Here is an 18,392-nt window from a genome sequence, read left to right on the forward strand (position 1 = left end):
CGGCCGTACCTACGCGAACTCGTGAAAATCGGCGCACGTTTGAACGCTGACAACTCATGCCGGGGATGAGTTTTTTTCAGACGGTTCAGCATCAGTCCCGTGATAATTCACATGCAGCGGTAGCTGTACTGCAAATGCAGAAGCGCCGCCGGTGCTGTTAGAAGCGCTTAAGGGGAGGGTGTCATGGCTAACTACGATTTTTCACGAACAGGTCCTCATTCTACCCGTCGCCAATTCTTGACGGGAGTAGCTGCCGCAGGCGCTATGATGGTCGGCTCATCAGGGTTTCCAAACGTAGCGAGAGCCCAGACAACCGACGCCAAGCGAGGTGGTCATTTCAGGATAGGGATCGGCTCTGGCTCCTCGACGGACTCCCTCGATCCGGCGCTGTATCATGACACATTCATGATGTCGCTTGGCCGCAGCCTTCATGGCTACCTGGCGGACATCAACGCTGAGGGCGAGTTGGTTGGCGAACTGGCCGTGCAGTGGGAGCCGTCATCGGACGCCAAGACCTGGAATTTCAAGCTTCGCAAGGATGTCGTATTCCACAACGGTAAGACCTTGGACGCGGACGACGTCGTCGCCTCGATAAATCACCACCGGGGAGATCAGTCACAGTCAGGTGCGAAGGGTATCGTCGACGCCATTGAGGATATTCGCGCTGATGGCCCGCACATTGTCGTCATCAAACTCAAGGAAGGAAACGCAGATTTTCCGTTCATGATGGAAGACTACACGCTGGCGATCCTTCCCCAGAAGGATGGCAAGGTCGACGTGTCCGGCGTAGGTTGTGGCGGATATCAGCTCGACGGCATCGATTTTGGCGTGAAGGCAATTGCCAAGCGTTTCGAGAACTACTGGAAGCCAAATTCCGCCTGGTTCGATTCAGTTGAAACTCTGGCCATCCACGACACGGTCGCCCGGACAAATGCGCTGACAACTGGCCAGATCCACGCCATGGATCGATGCGACCTGAAAACGGTTCGACTGCTGGAACGCGATCGGCGCGTCGAAATCGCTTCTGTGGCGGGAACTCAGCACTACACGCTGCCGATGCTGGTGGACGTGGCTCCCTTCGACAATGTCGATGTTCGGCTGGCTCTCAAATGTTCCATCGACCGCCAGCAACTCCTCGACACTGTCCTCTATGGGCATGGACAACTGGGCAACGACCACCCGATTGCTCCGGGCACACGTGACTTCGCGGTCGACTTGCCTCAGCGCCAGTACGATCCGGACAAGGCTAAATTCCATCTCAGCAAGGCTGGCCTGTCGAGCCTCAGCGTTGACCTGTCAGCGTCAGACGCTGCCTTCGCAGGTGCAGTGGATTCGGCGGTCATCTACCAGCAGAACGCTCAGAAATCCGGAATTTCCATCAATGTGGTGCGAGAACCCGCAGATGGATATTGGGAGAACGTCTGGCTGAAAAAGCCTTGGTGCCTCAGCTACTGGGGCGGGCGGCCGACTGCGGACTGGATGTTCTCCCAATTCTACGCTGCAGGTGTCAGCTTGAATGAGACCCGCTGGAAAAATCCTCGTTTCAACAAGCTTCTGGTGGCAGCTCGACCGGAACTCGACGTCAAAAAGCGAGCTGAGATGTATACGGAGATGCAGGCAATCTGCAGGGACGACGGAGGCTCTGTAATTCCGCTCTTCGCAAACTACGTCAACGCCGTTTCTCGAAAGATCGGACACGGGAAAATCGGATCGAGCCGCGATCTCGATGGCTTTCGTTGCGCTGAGCGTTGGTGGTTTGCTACCTAAATCGCTCCAAGGCTAGGCTGCTCCAGCGCTGGGACAACCGCCTTCGTGCAGCCTGACAATTGTCAGTTTCCGCATTTCAGCATTGTAAGTCATGTCAGATATTTTCTCTTCTCCCATTATGAAGGTCGAGGACGCGTCCTGGATCGATTATAATGGCCACCTGAACATGGCTTATTACAATGTTCTCTTCGATCGAGCGGGGGAGTTCGCCTTCAGAGAGATGAAGCTTGGGGGTGGGTATGTCGCAGAGCGAAAGCTGACGACTTTCACCGCAGAGGCTCATGTTTGTTATGTTCGCGAACTGCACCTTGGTGACGACGTATTCGCAACACTCCAGCTTCTGGATTTCGACCAGAAAAGACTGCACCTGTTCCAGGAACTTTACCATGCTGATGGTTGGCTCTCGGCAACTTCCGAGCAGCTATGCCTCCACATCGACCTGACGGGCCCGCGAGTGGCTCCTTTTCCTGACGACATTTTTTTTGAGCTCGATCAGGTGTTGGCACGCCACTCCATGCGAGGGCGGCCTGTTCGCGCTGGCAAACAGATTGCCATCAAAAGGAAGTAGGGCATCCCGCCTTCCTCCGCGCAATACTGCACCTCCTATACGCGCCGGCTTTGCCCCGCTAGTTTCCGGCGGGCTGCATACGCCGTGAGGCAATAGCTCCATCGAGCCAACCCTCGTTCAGCTGCGGAACGGAAGAGAGCAGCAGTTCCGTGTACGGGTCGAACGGCGGATTTAGAACCTGCGATTTCGCGCCTGATCTTACGACCCGACCACGGTGCATAACGACTACCGAGTCCGCGATCGAGCTGACGGTCGCGAGGTCATGAGTAATGAAGAGGTACGCAATTTCCTCTTCCTTCTGCAGCTGGAGAAGGAGCTTCAAGATGCCGTTGGAAACCAGCGGATCCAGCGCGGAAGTGACCTCGTCACAGATGATGATGCGCGGCTTGGCTGCTAGAGCGCGCGCGATGCATATTCTCTGCTTCTGACCTCCCGAAAGCTCCGAGGGATATCGATTTGCGAACTCCTTGCCTAGTTCGATCTGGTCGAGCAGTTTCGCAACTCTACGATCTCGTTCGTCACCCTTGATACCGAAGTAGAATTCGATGGGCCGTCCTATGATCGTGGCGACCGTCTGCCGGGGATTCATAGCGACATCGGCCATCTGGTAGATCATCTGCAGCTGACGAAGCTCATTCTTTGACCGTTCGGCCAGCCTCGCAGGGAGTGCCTTCCCGTCAAATTTCAAGCTGCCGCTCATAGGCGGGAGCAACCCGGTGATGACACGAGCCAGTGTCGATTTGCCCGAACCAGACTCGCCAACTATCGCAAGGGTGTGAGCCTTCTCGAGTACTAACGCGACGTCTTCTAGAACCTTGATGGTGCCGTTTCCGTAACCGGCGGTGAGCCTGTCTATGGCAAGGATTGGCGACGCGGCTGCTGGTTTCTCAGGGTGCTGGATGTCGTGAACTGCGACCAGCGCCTTTGTGTAGTCCTGCCTGGGGTGGTGGATGATTTGACGCGTCGTGCCCTGTTCGACCATTTTTCCGCCGCGCAGGACCATGATCTCGTCGGCAACTTGGGCGACCACAGCCAGATCGTGAGTAATGTAGATCGCCGCGACCGACGTTTCCCGCATTGCGTCGCGTATCGCCGCCAGCACATCGATCTGCGTGGTGACGTCGAGAGCGGTAGTAGGCTCGTCAAAAACGATGAGGTCAGGTTCCGAACACAGCGCCATTGCGGTCATGACGCGCTGAAGCTGACCGCCTGACACTTGATGCGGAAAACGTCGGCCGATTTTCTCCGGATCCGGCAGCCCGAGCTTCTTGAACAGGATGACAGCGCGCGCTTCAGCGTCCGCTCGGCTGGAAACGCCGTGCATCAGGGCAGCCTCGACAACCTGGTCCATCAGCCTTTTGGCAGGATTGAACGCTGCCGCCGCCGATTGGGCGACATAGCATATTTCCTTGCCGCGCAGCTTTCTCAATCCGGCCTTACTGAGCTTACGTATGTCGCGACCGTTGACAACGACCGATCCACCTGTGATTTTAATACCACCACGCCCGTAGCCCATGCTTGCGAGGCCGATGGTTGACTTCCCTGCGCCGGATTCGCCAATCAAGCCCATAACCCGGCCGCGTCGCACGCTCAACGAAACGTCGTCTACGAGGATGGACGGAACTCCGCCACGGACCGAGTTTGACGCCGGCGCCTCGATACGCAAATTCTCGATGGTCAGGAGTTCGCCTGCCGTAGCGATGCCAGCGCATTGCTCTGTGGACATCTTTCCTCTTTCGGACATTGGAACCTCCAACGTGGTCAGTGTGGCAGCCGTTTAGTGCTGACACCACAAGGCTTCGCTTCCAAGGGTAGGGGTTCGAGCAGACTTGAATGCGTCAGTCGTCTTTAAGTCCGCTGGCCCGATGCAGAAACCAGTCCACAACCAGATTTATCGCAACCGCCAGCAGCGCGATGGCAGCGGCCGGGAGGAGTGGCGTCACGTCGCCGTAGGTTATCAACGTCGCGCTGTCGCGCACCATGGATCCCCAATCGGCTGTAGGGGGCTGGATACCCAGGCCTAGAAACGAAAGTCCGCTTATCAGCAGAAACACGAAGCAGAACCTCAACCCGAATTCCGCGATCAGCGTCGGAACGATGTTTGGCAGGATCTCCCGCGTCATGATCCAAATAGCACCTTCGCCTCGAAGTCTCGAAGCTTCGACATAGTCGAAGACCGTAACATTGATCGCCACCGCGCGGGTCAGGCGATAAACGCGAGTGGAATCTAGAACCGCGATCACGAGGATTAGAGAGGGGATGGAGATGCCAAAGATTGAGAGGAGCAATAATGCGAAGATCAGCTGCGGGATCGACATAAGCACGTCCACGAAGCGGGACAGGATCTGGTCTGTCCAACCACCGAAAGTCGCCGCTACCAGGCCACCGGTCGCGCCCAGCGCGAACGCGATCACAGTCGTCACAAACGCTATGCCCAAGGTGTTGCGAGCTCCGAAAAGGAGTCTCGTGAACATGTCCCGCCCGAGATTGTCGGTCCCCAGCCAGAATTGTGAGCTCCATGCTTCAAAGGGCGTAGCAACGATGTCTGCTTCGCCATAGGGAGCGAGTTGCGCCGCGAATATCGCCGTCAGCACGTACATGATGATCACAATAATCCCGAATTTGGCGCTTAGCGGGATGTCGCGTAGCTTGATCATGGTCAGTTAAGTCCAAGTATGCCGGATACGTAGCCTAGTGAGACCGACTTCTATTTTGGATGAAGAAGCCGGGGGTTCGTGACGATGGACAGGATGTCCGCGATTAGATTCAGGACGACGTATGTTGCGGCGAAGATGAGGCTGCACGCCTGTACGACAGGGATATCGCGCTTCTGTACCGAGTCGACGATCAACTGACCGAGACCTGGATAAACGAACACGACCTCAACGACGACCACGCCCGTTATAAGATACGCTAGGTTCATCACGATGACGTTCGCGATAGGGGCGAGTGCATTGGGGAGAGCATGCCCAACTAGAACGCGCCGCTCCGGGAGGCCTTTGAGGCGAGCTGTTTCGATGTATTGGTTCCCAAGCACATTGATGATCGAGGTCCTGGTCATTCTCATCATGTGTGCGAGGACGACCACCGCCAACGTCAGGGAGGGCAGGGCCATTGCGATCAGCCGATCAACGAGAGCGGTCGACGAGTCCACGTCCGACATGCTCGGCAATATACCTGCCTGCACAGACAAGAAAAGAATGAGCACGTAGCCTACGAAAAACTCTGGGAACGAGATCGAGGCGAGAGTGACGATGTTGATGGAACGATCGACGATCGTATTACGGTACAACGCCGCAACGATGCCCCCTAACAAGGCAAGCGGTACCGAGATTACCGCGGCGCTCAGTGCAAGCAGCAGGGTGTTGATAAATCTCGGCCGAATAAGCTCGGCGATGTCTCTGCCGTTCGCGAGCGCCGTGCCAAAATTTCCCTGAAGGATGGATCCCAGCCATTGGAAGTAGCGGATGTGCGCCGGCACGTCCAACCCCAAGCTCTTCCGGATTGCTGCGACCGCCTCCGGCGTAGCGGATCGTCCGAGAATTTCGGTGGCGATGTCACCTGGAAGAAATTGTACTCCCGCGAAGATTACGATCGAGACGATCCATAGGGTCAACGCGCCGAGGGCGACGCGTTGACCGATGATTTTACCAATCTGGTACATGTTTCGCTGAAGTATCTCTTAGCTATCAGCTCGCCACCAGCGCTCGAAGCAGCGGAAGCCGTCCAGGTCCCAATTGGTGGCAATCTTGTCGTGACCGACATTCCTGGAAAGCGCATTGATGTAATTCGCGAAGACAGGGATGACGGCACCACCTTCGTCGCTGCAGAGTTTCTGCATTTCCGTATACATTTCCAACCGCTTTCCGTCGTCGAGTTCACTTCGGGCGGCCACGAGCAACTCGTTGAAACGCGGGTTTTTCCAGTGGGTCTCATTCCAGGAAGCTTCCGCAGCGTAGGTAGTGGTGAACATCCAATCCGCCGTCGGGCGACCGCCCCAGTAGTTGGTGGAGAAGGGCTTCTTCATCCAGACATTGTCATAGTAGCCGTCCGCAGGCTCACGCACCACATCAATCGATATACCCGCCTTCGAGGCCTCCTGTTGATACAGCGTGGCTGCATCCACAGCACCGGTATACGCAGCGTCGGAGGCCGAGAGCTGTATGTTGAGGTCGCCCAATCCCGCCTTTTTGAGATGGAACTTTGCCTTCTCGGGATCATACACCCGCTGCGGCAGGTCCTTCGCGAAAAACCTATTGGTCGAGGCGATTGGATGATCGTTGCCAATCTGCCCATACCCGCTGAGCATTGTCTTGAGTATTTGTTCTCGATCGATAGCGTACTTCAGCGCAAGGCGAACGTCCACGTTGTCAAATGGGGCCACGTCAACCAGCATTGGGAAAACGTAGTGCTGGGTTCCGCTTACCGATGCGATCTCCAGCATTTTGTTACGTTCCAGCAGGTGGATCGTTTTAAGATCGCAACGGTCCATCGCATCGATTTGCCCCGTCGTGAGCGCATTCGTTCGGGCGGTAACGTCCCGAATAGCCAAGATTTCTATAGAGTCGAACCACGCGGCGTTCGGCTTCCAATAGTTGGCAAACTTCTTTGCTGATGCCTTTACACCGAAGTCGATAGTATCAAGCACGTACCCGCCACATCCTACTCCAGACGCATCAGCCTTGCCGTCCTTCTCGGGCATGATCGGGAGTTGATAATACTCCATAAGGTAAGGGAAATCGACGTTGCCCTCTGTGAGGTTCACGACAACGGTCTCATTTCCGTCTGCTTTGACATCTGTCACGGATTTCAAGATGTCTTTTGCCGCAGACTTGGAGTCTTTTCCGCGATGGTGATTGATAGACGCGATGACGTCAGCGGCCGTCAGTGATTTGCCATTGTGAAACTCGACGCCGCTGCGAAGCTTGAAAGTCCATGTCTTGGCGTCTTTTGACGGCTCCCAAGATTCGGCTAGTTCACCCACCAGATTTCCGTTCACATCCACTTCCGTTAGGTAGCTGTGCAGCCCGTGGCCAAGAATATACATAAATGTCTCAGCGTACGTTCCTGGGTCCAGCGAATCCGATGTGGAGCCTGAACCCACGCCGATTTTGAAGTGACCGCCCTTCTTAGGCTGTGCCGTTTGCGCGTGCGCGGCAAAAATACCTGAAGTGGCGCCTGCGGCTGCTAGGCCCAACATTCCAGCCGTCTGCAGGAACCGGCGGCGATTGGCTTCCCAACTTTTTGTGACGTCGTAATCTTTAGACATTCCGTTCTCCTCTCTGAACATCATTCGGTGACGTTTCTTTTCCGGCCGATCGCGTGGCCGCGCTGAGCAATCTCGAATTGTCGGCTGGTAAGCGGCCTGTTCGCCCAACGTTGATGAACGCTTAACATGGCCGCAGTTCGCGAGAGCGCGAAATAAAGTCATGCGGAGGATGACTTTATTTCGCTTCGATCGGCTCACCTGACAGGTGATAGCTGCTGTGAAATTTGCCAAATCAGGCCATACGTTCTGTCAGGACCTAAGAGAGAGCTTTTCCAATGTCCTATTCCACGGCAACTGCGTATTCGGCCCGTGTACGTCGTCTCTTTTCAGCACTTTGATCTAGAGCCATCGGCAAAAGCCAGCGCCGAGGCCAGAGGCTCCGCGTCGTGCAGTTATCGGCACCCGATGCGAGCGCGATGGTCGATCTGATTGGATACCCCGATGGAACATCGCTACCACAGCCTGCCGAGCCTGGATGCCTTGGAACTGTTTGAGTCGCTGGCGAGAAACCTCTCGATCAACGCGGCTGCCAGAGAACTCGGGCTGAGCGCATCCGAGATCAGGCAGAAGATGAAGGTAATCGAAGATGAGTTAGGCGTTTGCCTGATTATTGCGCACGATGCGGATGTTTTGCTAACGGTGCCTGGCAGGGAGATGTATCAGGCCATCTCCTTGGTTCTCTCGAACACGAGCGACTGCCTGGACAAAATCAAGCGGGCATCTCGCAAGCGCTTATCTCGCCGAATTACATAGATCGTTACGATACCGATCCAGTTTCACCCAGTCTGATACAATTCAGATCTCATCTCGTTCCCGACCAATTACACATATTCCAACCTAGATAAATGTTTGCTGCAATGCAGCGATTATAGCGGCTTCGCGCGCCTATCATCAGGGGAGCGACCGGAGATAACTGCTCGTCGTCATCAGTGTGCCTCTCAACATACTTAGCACACTTCAGCTAATGTTGACGAGAGGGCTTTTGGAAGCAAAGTCACCGGTCAGGTTACTTTTTTGCTGACACATGAAGTGCGGATTGCTGATATCCGATTCACGATCTCGCAAGGCGCACACGGCTGACGAGATGGATTTTACCGACAGAGGACCCATTGGACATGACCAGCGAGACTACAAATTACGAGAATATCCTCTATGAAGTGGATGCGGAGCACATCTGCTGGATCACGCTAAATCGCCCGGAGAAGGCCAATGCTATGAGCGAAGCGCTCATTCTTGAGTTGCGCTCCGGCTTGCTGCGTGCAGACCAGGATGACTCGGTGCACGTGATTGTAGTGCGTGGCGCCGGCAAGGGCTTTTCGGGTGGCTACGATCTGGATGGCGACAGCCAGGATGACCGCTCCTCCATCTACCCATACCGCCTAAAGTACATTAGGCAGTTCGAAGAGTTCATCACGCCGTGGCTCCTGAGTAAGCCAGTGATCTGCGCGATCCATAAGTATGCGATCGGAAAGGCGTTCGAGTTCTCGCTGTTCTGCGACTACACGATCGCCACGTCGGACACGAAGATGGGGTACAGCGAAGTGCGTTATGGCTTGTCCGCGCACTGCCTATTCATGCCTTGGCTGGTGAATATGAAGACGGCGAAGGACCTGCTTCTAACAGGTCGCGAAGTTCCGGCCGAAGAGGCGAAGACCCTTGGTTTGATCTCGGAAGTCTGCGCTCCTGAACAGCTTCATGAAGTTACGAAGCGCAAGGCGACGCTCATGGCGCGCATTCCGCGCCACATGCAGCAGATGCACAAGATGTACCTGAACCGTCTGTACGAGATGCAGGGACTTCGTAGCGCGACCGACTACTACCTCGAACTCGTCGCCGTGCTCGGGCAGCAGCCGGTTCCGGAGTATGAGGAGCTCACCCGCATGACGGTGGAGAAGGGCCTCCGCGCGGCTCTGGATCACGCTCAAGCTCGCTACAAGGGTCTGGACTAACTCAACCGGCGCACCACAGCAACCTGTGGTGCGCGACCGGCATCAAGTGGGAACTGAATAAACGGAGCGGAGGCGGCACTTGCACGTATCAAAGCTGACGCCGGAATTGGTCGCAGATCTTCGATCGCAGTACCAAGCGGTAGCGCCTTGGAAGACGGAGAGCGGCGAATCTTTGAAGCGTGCAGCCGTCGGCATCATTCTGATCGAGGCGGATGATGGGTCTGGCGAACCTGCTTTCCTATTAACGCTGCGAAATTCGAAGATGAGATCGCATGCTGGCCAATACGCTCTGCCCGGCGGGCGCGCAAATGACGGCGAGATGCCTATAGAGACGGTCATTCGTGAGTGTGATGAGGAAATCGGTCTGAAGCTTCGCGAGGAGCAGGCGATAGGGTCTCTTGACGTCTACGTCAGCCAATCTGGCTACGTGATCACGCCCGTGGTTTTTGTTGTGTTGTCCGACGCGGCCTTCAACATCAATCCTGAAGAGGTCACAGAGATGTTTCGGATTAAGTTGTCGGATGTAACTGGTGAGCGTGGAGCACAGTTTTCTGACGAGCTGGGGGGCGGCGCCAATCTGATAAGACTTCCTCTCTTCGACCATCACTTGCACGCCCCGACAGCCGCGATGATCTATCAACTCCTCGAATTGCTCGCAGGGAGATACACAGCTGTTAGTCACCTTGTTGCCCCAGATTTTGCGACGCGGTGAATGGTATCTGGCGATTCTGATCTCCAGCAGCAGACAGCTCGGATCCAGAAAGCATCAACTTCTTCCCAATGCTGCCGATATCGCAACACGCGAAACGTCATCGATGAGCGCTTTTGCAGCGGTGCGGCGAAGTCACAGTGACCTATTGAGTGAAAAGGCGTCGCGGAATGAAATATCAACCTGAGGCAAGCCACTTCATCAATGGCGCGTATCTCGACGATACGTCTGGAAAGCCCATCGAGGTCATCTATCCGGGTAGCGGTAAGGTGATCGCGACGCTCCACTCGGCCACGCACACCATCGTTGAGGAGGCTCTGCGGGGAGGGGACGCCGCGAAAGTCATCTGGCGAGAGGCCACCAGCGCCGAGCGTAGCCGTGTGTTGAGCGCAGCTTCGCGGATATTGCGCGAGCGTGCAGCTGAACTCGCTGAACTCGAAACGCAGAACACCGGAAAGCCCATACAGGAGACGATCGTAGCGGATGCTGGCGCTGCCGCCGACCTACTGGAGTACTTTGGAAGTGTCGCGGCGAGCATTACGGGCGACTACATCCCACTGGCGAACGGAGACTTTGCCTACACAGTGCCAGAGCCAGTCGGGCTTTGTGTGGGAATCGGCGCCTGGAACTATCCCCTGCAGATCGCTTGCGCGAAAGCGGCGCCCGCGTTGGCATGCGGCAATACCGTGATTTTCAAACCATCGGAGATCACGCCGCTGACGGCCCTTAAGCTGGCGGAGGTACTCCATCAAGCGGGTCTCCCGCCCGGCGTATTCAATGTCGTCCAGGGTTACGGTGAGGTCGGCGCTACGCTGATAGCAGATCCTCGCGTCGCGAAAGTTTCGCTCACGGGGTCCGTAGCCACAGGCAAAAGGGTCTACGCCGCAGCAGCCGAGGGTATGAAACGTGTGACTATGGAGCTCGGTGGGAAATCACCGCTTATTGTTTTTGACGACGCAGATCTAGAGACCGCGGTCAGCGGCGCGATTCTCGGCAACTTCTATTCATCCGGCCAAGTCTGCTCCAATGGAACGAGGGTGTTCGTTCAGAAGGGCATAAAAACTGCCTTCACGGAACGTCTGCTGCAACGGCTTTCATTGGCAAAGATCGGTGATCCGATGGATCCCGAAACGAACTTTGGTCCATTGATAAGCGAGCGACAGCTACAGATCGTCAGGTCTTATATCGAGAAGGGTATAGGTGAGGGGGCGAACCTGGTACATGGCGGTATCCAGCTCAACCGTGCCGGTTATTACCTGTATCCAACCGTTTTCACGGAAGTCGACGATCGGATGACGATCGCGCGTGAGGAGATATTCGGTCCGGTGATGTCCGTCTTGGACTTCGACACGGAAGAAGAAGTGATCGGAAGAGCCAATGCAACGGAATTTGGTCTGGCTGCGGGAGTTTTCACAGCCAACCTCGCACGGGCGCATCGTGTCGCAAAAGCCTTTGAGTCCGGGACTTGCTACATCAACACATATAACGTTTCGCCGCCGGAAACTCCGTTCGGGGGCTCAAAGCTATCGGGCGTTGGCCGAGAGAATTCAAAGGCTGCGATCCAGCACTACACCGAGATGAAGACGGTGTTAGTATCGGTGAACGAACTCAGTGCTCCCTATTAATGCGTCACGTGGCACGTCTGGCTCATGTCCTGAGGATCATGCTGACACGATGTAGAACTTTGAGAGCAGCAGACAAGGGAAATAGAGAGTCCGCCTTCGCGCCGCGATTGGAGCGAATATCCCGATCGCAGAGCTACGGTCGTCCTTTCTGCGAGAACCTCCACCGCGAACAAGGAGATACCCCCGGCTGCTGGCAGGATAACGCGGGTCGTCATAGTGACGAATGCAGCAGCCTAGATCGCGGGCTCTTTCGCTGCGAGCTCCATCATCCAGTCTCTGAACAGCTGAGCTGCCCCTGACAGCTTCCGGTTCTCATTCCACGTCAGGTAGAAGTTTCCGGGTGCGGGCAGACGCAAATCGGTAAGCCTGACCAACTTACCCGCAGTGACCAGAGGGTGAATGAGACGATGCCATCCGATTGCGACGCCTTGATCGGCTTGCGCAGCCTGCATCGTCGCCGAAAACTTCCCGAACCTTCGACCCCTAGGCGTATCATGTGGGATTGCTGCTTTCGTGAACAGCTCATCCCACCCTGTCCAATAGGAGTCAACCCAACTGAAATGCAAAAGCGGTAGCTCAGGTAATGACTTGGGTGTCACATCGCAGTGTTGCTGCGCGAATCCCGGTCCGCATACCGGGTACATGCCATCGTCGAAAAGATGCTCGGCACGCTCCGCCTGCCATGAGCCATTCCCGTAGCGAACGCGCAGCTGAACCTCCGCGTTCCTGAAGTCGCGAGGATCATCCGACACAAGATGGTCGACTGAGATGTCGGGGTATCGCTGCCAGAAGTCGGGCATCCGTGGCATCAGCCATAGCGATGCAAAATTGTCGGTGCACGCGATCGTTAGCTGACTAGCCTGATCGCCGCGCTTGACGCTCTTCACAACCTCCGACGCTCTTGTGAAACCATTCGCCAAAACCGAGTAGAGTTCCTCGCCGGCGGAAGTGAGCATCACACCGGTATGCACACGGTGGAATAGGGGAACGCCAATTTCCTCTTCGACAGCCTTTACTTGTCGGCTGACGGCGCCTGGCGTGACATTTAATTCTGACGCGGCGAGCTTGAACGAGAGATGTCTCGCGGACGCCTCGAAAACCGCCAGTGAGGTCAAGGACGGCAGGTCATAGTAGCGACGAACCATAGTATGAAACCATCAAAAGCGCCCACAGCCGTGGGCTGTTTGCGTTAAAGGCTATCCCGCGGCTGGACGCGTGACAAGAGGTACTAGTGGTCCCGGGTTCCTTCCCGCCGACCTACCGTTAAGACAATCCATCATCTGCATTCCTCCCACGCACTTTAAGTCGCTTTACTGGAAATCCTAGGCACGAGTGCTTTCAGCACGTCCGTCATTCTAAGTGTCCCACCACGCTCACCGTCGACCTCAACCGAGAGAACTTTGTCGGCCGCTCCCCCGGCCTTCAAGCTGCCTCGAGCGTCTGATCGCTACTGATAACCTCGTCTGCGTCGTGCGACACGGGCCCCGTTTGCATGACGGATCGAACGCGAAGTACGCGCGCCCTGTTGATATCGCTCATGAAATTATCGATGTAAGGGTCCGCCGGGTTCAGTAGAATGTCTTGGGGCTCACCCTGTTGGATGACTTCGCCATCCTTCAGGATCACGAGATGATCCGCGAGCTTCAAGGCTTCGTCGAGATCGTGGGTGATAAAAACGACCGTTTTATGAAGATCGTTTTGCAGGTCCAACAAAAGGTCCTGCACGCTGGACCGGATTAGTCGGTCAAGTGCCGAATAGGCCTCGTCGTTCCAAATGGCAGCGGCAGTGGGTCCAAGCTTCGTAAATTGCTGTGTTCTGGGCAACAGAGATGAGCCGATGACTTCTGAGACAATGCCCAAAACCGGAGCCCCGTAACCTGTGATCAGAGGACTCATGGATTCACTTTCCGGGACGCCTGAAAAGCCTTTGCAAAAATCCTCGCAGCCATGGCCTACGGCATTTGTTCGGCAACAGCGAGGTCCATTCGGTTGAAGAGCGCCAAGGGAAACCCATCGTCGTGGTCCTAACCTAAACGTTGCTGTGGTTCCGTCCTGTCGTCGCCGTGGGTACGAGCGCCTTCAAAACGTCAGTCATCTTGAGAGTGCCCACCCGGGCCCCGTTCGAGTGCACCGCAAATGACTTGTCGGCGGCACCGTGGGATCGCAGGATCGCTCGCTCCAGGGTTTCGTCCCCGTCGAGGACTTCATAGCCATCATCCTCGACGATAGTCTTTTCCATTACGGATCGGACGCGAAGCACCCGGGCGCGGTTGATATCGCTGACGAAGTCTTCGATGTAAGGGTCGGCCGGGTTGAGGAGGATGTATTGCGGTTCCCCTTGCTGCACGATTTCGCCGTCCTTCAGGATCACCAGATGGTCGGCGAGCTTGAGGGCCTCATCTAGGTCATGCGTGATGAAGACGACGGTCTTCTGGAGATCCTTCTGTAATTCCAAGAGGAGGTCCTGCATGCTTGAGCGGATAAGCGGGTCAAGCGCCGAATAGGCTTCATCCATGAGCATGAGCTCGGAGTTTGAAGTTAGCGCCCGCGCAAGGCCGACGCGCTGCTGCATGCCTCCCGACAGTTGGTGAGGATACAGCCCCTCCGAGCCCGCGAGGCCGACTCTGCTGAGCCATTTGCGGGCCGTCTCGTCGGTTTTGGCCCGCCCGTCCCCACGCACAGAGCATGGCATGCCGGCGTTGCGGAGGACCGTTTCATGGGGCAGCAGCGCAAACTTTTGAAAAACCATAGACATCTGGGTCCGGCGTAGCTGCTGCAGCCTCGCCCGATCGAGTTTCATGATGTCCGTCCCGTTGACTATGACCTCACCCGCCGTGGGGTCGACGAGGCGGTTGAGGTGTCGAATGAGGGTCGATTTTCCGGAGCCCGAAAGGCCCATGATCACCGTGATCTCGCCTTGTTTGATCTCCACATTGATGTCGCGCAGCCCAAGTACATGGCCGTAGGCCTGCAGCATGTCCTTCTTGTGCATCCCGGCCTTCGCGTAGGACACCATGGCCGGCGCGTTGTTGCCGAAGATCTTGTACAGGTTGCGGATGGATACGAAGCTCTCGGTCATGCTCATGTCCGCGACTGATGCATCTTATTGACGCGCTGGAGGGCTGCTCGGCTGACTCGGTCGAGAACAATGGCCAGGAGCACGATGCCGAGGCCCGCGACAAGGCCGACGCCGAGTTCGAGTTTGTTGATGCCGCGAAGGACAAGAGTTCCAAGGCCAGGCGCGGAGACCAGCGAAGCGATCACGACCATAGATAACGACAACATGATTGTCTGGTTGATACCGGCCATGATGTTCGGCAGCGCGAGGGGCAGCTGGACGCGATAGAGCTTTTGCCAGGAGGTCATGCCAAACGCCTCTCCGGCCTCGAGAACGTCTTTGTCCACTAGCCGTATGCCGAGGTTCGTTAGCCTGATCGACGGCACGATCGCATAGAGAATGATCGCGATGCCGTACAGCTTCGGCTCCGTGACGCTGAACAGGAAGATCAGCGGGATGAGATAGACAAAAGTGGGCAACGTCTGCAGCAGGTCGAGAAAAGGCGTCAGCCACCGCTCCAACCGGTTGCTGCGTGACATCGCAATTCCGATCGGCACGCCGAACAGGACACAGATGAATGTGCAGACCATGATGATGGCGAGGGTCTGCATGGCGTAACCAAAATGGTCGATGAACGCCAAGACTAGGAACACCACCAGCACGAAGATCGTCACGCCGGTGCGACGCCCGGCGAAATGAGCGATGGCGACCAGGATCAGGATAGCAGCCCACCAAGGAAGTGACTGCATCAGATCGATGGTGTTGCGCAACGCCCAGCTCAAGGGCTGCGTCACCGGGTCCAGAACGACTTTGACGGGGTCTTTCACGTCCAGGAACAGACGTTCCAATCCGGCCGTCATGTCGCGGGTCCGTGGGAAGGCGCCGCACGCCTTGTGAAGGACATCCAGGGACGGAAACGGGAAAAATTCGGTTTGCTCGGTCCCCGCCGCGCCGGCCTTGGCGAGTAGATCGTCCATCGACATCGGCCCGCCGATGGCGCCGGCGTCGCACCAGGACCGCAGCCCCAAGGAGTCAAAAGCTTTTTCGTAAGCTGACATTTCGAGCCTTAAATCGCCGCAATCCGGCAGCCACGCCCGTCAAGGCGCGGCCACCAGAATTGACCGAGAGGTGCTTGTCGATGTGCTTGAGGTGCCGCCAAGCATTTTGCCAAGTCAACCACTAGACCCACACACAGCGTGGGTGGTGCCCGGAGAGCGCGCTTGTTGATCTCACTTCAAGACGGCCGAAAGCTTTTCTTTCGCCTCAGGGCTGAGCCAGTCCGCCCACACCGTTTTATAAGTGGTCAGGAAGTGGACCGCTGACTCATCGGCCGAAGCCTTCTTGCCATCCTGCCACGCCAGTATTTCGTTCATCTGCTCGGTTGTGAACGTCACCTTGGACATTAGCGCTGCAATCTCGGGCTCGCGCTTCTCGAAATCCGTTGTCGCTGCTGTCACCACCTCTGCCGGCGGATAGGCCGACTTGCCGGGTGTCTTGCACGTTTCCACTGCATTGCAGGCATGGATTTCGGGGACATATGGACCAATGTCGACCTTGACCATCTTGTACTTGCCTAGAACGGATGTTGGACCCCAATAGTAACCGAACCAAGGCTGTTTGTTCTCGTTGGCAGCGGCGATCGCTGCGGCCAGCGTCTCTCCGGAGCCGTGATTGAAAACTTCGATGCCGTGGCCTTTCAGATCGAAAGCCTCAGCCAAATGGTCGTTCGTGATTTTACAACCCCAGCCTTCGGGGCAATTATGAAACTTGCCGCCGACCCAGTCGGGATGGGCCAGAATGCCATCAATCTTCGCAAGTTCCGGATGTTCGTCAACGAGGTATTGTGGGACCCACCATGCATCAATGCCGCCGGGGGTCAGGATATGGCCCAAGGTCTTAACTTTGCCGGCGGTCACCAATGCTGGGTATGCTGGCGCGCCGTTAAGCCAGAGTTCGGTGACGATGTCGGGACGGCCGGTCTCTGCAACCGATGTCACCGCAGTAGCAGTAGCCGAAGGAACAACCGTGACCTTACAGCCGTAGCCCTGTTCCATCAGGAACTTAGAGACAGCGGTGACGATCGATCCCGAGGCCCAGTTCATCTCCGTGATGGTGACGTCACCGCATTTGGCTTCGGCCGCAGTCGCGGCGATGGTAGCGATAAAGGCTGCGGCGGTGAGTTTAAGCGAGTGTGAGAGCATTGTTTTCTCCTGTTGGTATTCCAATTCCAGGCGATGTCCCCAGCAGCTATGAAGTCGCCGGAGCGGTTCCCCACATCAGGAATTATAGGAATGCCGAACATTTAACTAACGAATATAATTCGACCCTGACATCGACTTTTTCGATGTCCAAACGAGCCGTCAGTCGATCGCAAAGCGCTCCACAGCAGTTTCATCAAACGTGAAACCGGCTCCGGGACGGGTGGGTATGAGGATGTCGCCATCCACGATCTCCATCTGTTCGCGGAACAGCGGCGCATACCACGGCATGTGTTCCACGGAGATGCAATTGGCGGCAGATCCTGCGATGCACAGGCTGTGCTCGGTGAAAATATGGGTGGAAATGGGCAGGCAGTACGCTTCCGCCAAAGCCGCCACCCGGCGCATTTCGGTAAGTCCACCAATCCGCTGGAGGTCCGGCATCAACACATCGGCGGCGCGGGCCTCGATCGTGTTGCGGATGCCGAAGCGTGTCCACTCCGTCTCACCCGAAGCAATCGCCATGTCGAGCGCATTACGAACTTCGGCCTGGCCCACGAGGTCATGCACAGATACCGGCTCTTCCAGCCAGCCGATGTCGAGGTCCTCAAGCATCCTGCCAAGACGGATCGCCTGCTTTGGAGTGAGCGCCTGGTTGGCGTCCGTGAGGATTTCGATGGAGGGTCCGACTGCCTCTCGGACTGCCTTGACGCGCTCGAGATCCTTTCTAGGGTCTTTGTTGCCGACACGCACCTTCATCGCCCGGAACCCCTGGTTAAGAAAGATCGCCGCCTCATCAACCAGTTCGTCGATGCTCTGGGAAAGCCAGAGTCCGCCGCTGGCGTATGTGCGGATGCGATCTCGGCACGCTCCGAAAAGGTGATGCAGTGGCCGATCCGCGCTTTTGCCGACCAGATCCCAACAGGCCGTGTCGAGCGCGGAAAGCGCCGAGATCGTGACGCCAGCATAGCCAGTTGGATTGATTTCGGACCAGATGGCTGAATTGATCGCCGTCACATAGTGAGGGTCCTGGCCCACGATGCGATGCGAAAAGCCACGGACCATCTCGTCGAAGGCTTTGAGCCGGACGGCATTCAACGTGAAGATATAACTCTGGCCCACGAGCCCGACATCGGTCTCCAGATAGACAAGCAGGCATCCGACCGAACGCATATTGTGAATGGCAGTTGTGATCGGCTTAGCAAAAGGAACGTCTGTCGGTCGAGTCTTCAACGCGGTGATTTTCATG

General features: G+C 56.4%; 15 protein-coding genes and 1 pseudogene. 6 read left to right on the forward strand and 10 right to left on the reverse strand.

What is annotated here, in order from left to right; translation table 11 throughout:
• Positions 1–183: 183 nt before the first annotated feature.
• Entirely contained in the window at positions 184–1,767 is a 1,584-nt protein-coding gene (locus tag ABID19_RS31960) for an ABC transporter substrate-binding protein (RefSeq protein WP_263807113.1), read from the forward strand.
• A 91-nt stretch (positions 1,768–1,858) separates the two neighbouring features.
• Positions 1,859–2,335, forward strand: a complete 477-nt coding sequence (locus tag ABID19_RS31965) for a thioesterase family protein (RefSeq protein WP_263807114.1) — start codon at positions 1,859–1,861, stop codon at positions 2,333–2,335.
• A gap of 58 nt (positions 2,336–2,393) precedes the next feature.
• On the opposite strand, the gene ABID19_RS31970 is transcribed toward ABID19_RS31965, so the two are convergent.
• The 4 genes from ABID19_RS31970 to ABID19_RS31985 all read right to left on the reverse strand — a co-directional run bounded on the left by ABID19_RS31970 (position 2,394) and on the right by ABID19_RS31985 (position 7,604).
• Positions 2,394–4,079 carry an ABC transporter ATP-binding protein gene (locus ABID19_RS31970; RefSeq protein ID WP_263807115.1) on the reverse strand — a complete coding sequence of 562 codons (1,686 nt, stop codon included), beginning with the start codon at positions 4,077–4,079 and terminating at the stop codon, positions 2,394–2,396.
• 94 nt (positions 4,080–4,173) lie between these two features.
• A complete protein-coding gene (locus ABID19_RS31975; protein ID WP_263807116.1) occupies positions 4,174–4,992 on the reverse strand; it encodes an ABC transporter permease in 819 nt (272 codons plus the stop codon).
• A 50-nt stretch (positions 4,993–5,042) separates the two neighbouring features.
• Positions 5,043–5,999 (reverse strand): ABC transporter permease, encoded by a 957-nt coding sequence (locus ABID19_RS31980; protein ID WP_263807117.1) that lies wholly within the window; start codon positions 5,997–5,999, stop codon positions 5,043–5,045.
• A gap of 18 nt (positions 6,000–6,017) precedes the next feature.
• Positions 6,018–7,604 carry an ABC transporter substrate-binding protein gene (locus ABID19_RS31985; protein WP_263807118.1) on the reverse strand — a complete coding sequence of 529 codons (1,587 nt, stop codon included), beginning with the start codon at positions 7,602–7,604 and terminating at the stop codon, positions 6,018–6,020.
• Positions 7,605–8,045: 441 nt separating this feature from the next.
• Between ABID19_RS31985 and ABID19_RS31990 the strand changes: the two genes are divergently transcribed.
• The 4 genes from ABID19_RS31990 to betB all read left to right on the forward strand — a co-directional run bounded on the left by ABID19_RS31990 (position 8,046) and on the right by betB (position 11,887).
• A complete protein-coding gene (locus ABID19_RS31990) occupies positions 8,046–8,357 on the forward strand; it encodes a LysR family transcriptional regulator (protein ID WP_263807119.1) in 312 nt (103 codons plus the stop codon).
• 362 nt (positions 8,358–8,719) lie between these two features.
• Complete coding sequence (locus ABID19_RS31995; protein WP_263807120.1) at positions 8,720–9,553, forward strand: enoyl-CoA hydratase/isomerase family protein; 834 nt, start codon at positions 8,720–8,722, stop codon at positions 9,551–9,553.
• A 79-nt stretch (positions 9,554–9,632) separates the two neighbouring features.
• Positions 9,633–10,265 carry an NUDIX hydrolase gene (locus ABID19_RS32000; protein ID WP_263807121.1) on the forward strand — a complete coding sequence of 211 codons (633 nt, stop codon included), beginning with the start codon at positions 9,633–9,635 and terminating at the stop codon, positions 10,263–10,265.
• Positions 10,266–10,432: 167 nt separating this feature from the next.
• Positions 10,433–11,887, forward strand: coding sequence for a betaine-aldehyde dehydrogenase (gene betB / locus ABID19_RS32005; protein WP_263807122.1), 1,455 nt, complete (start codon positions 10,433–10,435; stop codon positions 11,885–11,887).
• A 233-nt stretch (positions 11,888–12,120) separates the two neighbouring features.
• On the opposite strand, the gene ABID19_RS32010 is transcribed toward betB, so the two are convergent.
• The 6 genes and pseudogenes from ABID19_RS32010 to ABID19_RS32035 all read right to left on the reverse strand — a co-directional run bounded on the left by ABID19_RS32010 (position 12,121) and on the right by ABID19_RS32035 (position 18,391).
• Positions 12,121–13,032, reverse strand: coding sequence for a LysR substrate-binding domain-containing protein (locus ABID19_RS32010; protein WP_263807123.1), 912 nt, complete (start codon positions 13,030–13,032; stop codon positions 12,121–12,123).
• 343 nt (positions 13,033–13,375) lie between these two features.
• A pseudogene (locus ABID19_RS32015) lies at positions 13,376–13,654 on the reverse strand (glycine betaine/L-proline ABC transporter ATP-binding protein); the annotation flags it as partial.
• A 262-nt stretch (positions 13,655–13,916) separates the two neighbouring features.
• On the reverse strand, positions 13,917–14,972 hold the full coding sequence (locus ABID19_RS32020) for a quaternary amine ABC transporter ATP-binding protein (protein WP_263807124.1): 1,056 nt from the start codon (positions 14,970–14,972) through the stop codon (positions 13,917–13,919).
• The gene (locus ABID19_RS32025; RefSeq protein ID WP_354494676.1) at positions 14,969–16,003 is read right to left on the reverse strand and encodes an ABC transporter permease; all 1,035 of its coding nucleotides are present in this window, start codon (positions 16,001–16,003) and stop codon (positions 14,969–14,971) included. Before ABID19_RS32025 ends, ABID19_RS32020 begins: the two co-directional genes overlap by 4 nt.
• 171 nt (positions 16,004–16,174) lie before the next feature.
• The gene (locus ABID19_RS32030; RefSeq protein WP_263807126.1) at positions 16,175–17,146 is read right to left on the reverse strand and encodes an ABC transporter substrate-binding protein; all 972 of its coding nucleotides are present in this window, start codon (positions 17,144–17,146) and stop codon (positions 16,175–16,177) included.
• A gap of 159 nt (positions 17,147–17,305) precedes the next feature.
• Positions 17,306–18,391: a mandelate racemase/muconate lactonizing enzyme family protein gene (locus ABID19_RS32035; protein ID WP_263807127.1), complete on the reverse strand. Its 1,086-nt coding sequence runs from the start codon at positions 18,389–18,391 to the stop codon at positions 17,306–17,308.
• Position 18,392: the final 1 nt, after the last annotated feature.

Origin of the sequence: Mesorhizobium robiniae (genome assembly GCF_040545535.1) — a bacterium.
Lineage (GTDB): Bacteria > Pseudomonadota > Alphaproteobacteria > Rhizobiales > Rhizobiaceae > Mesorhizobium > Mesorhizobium robiniae.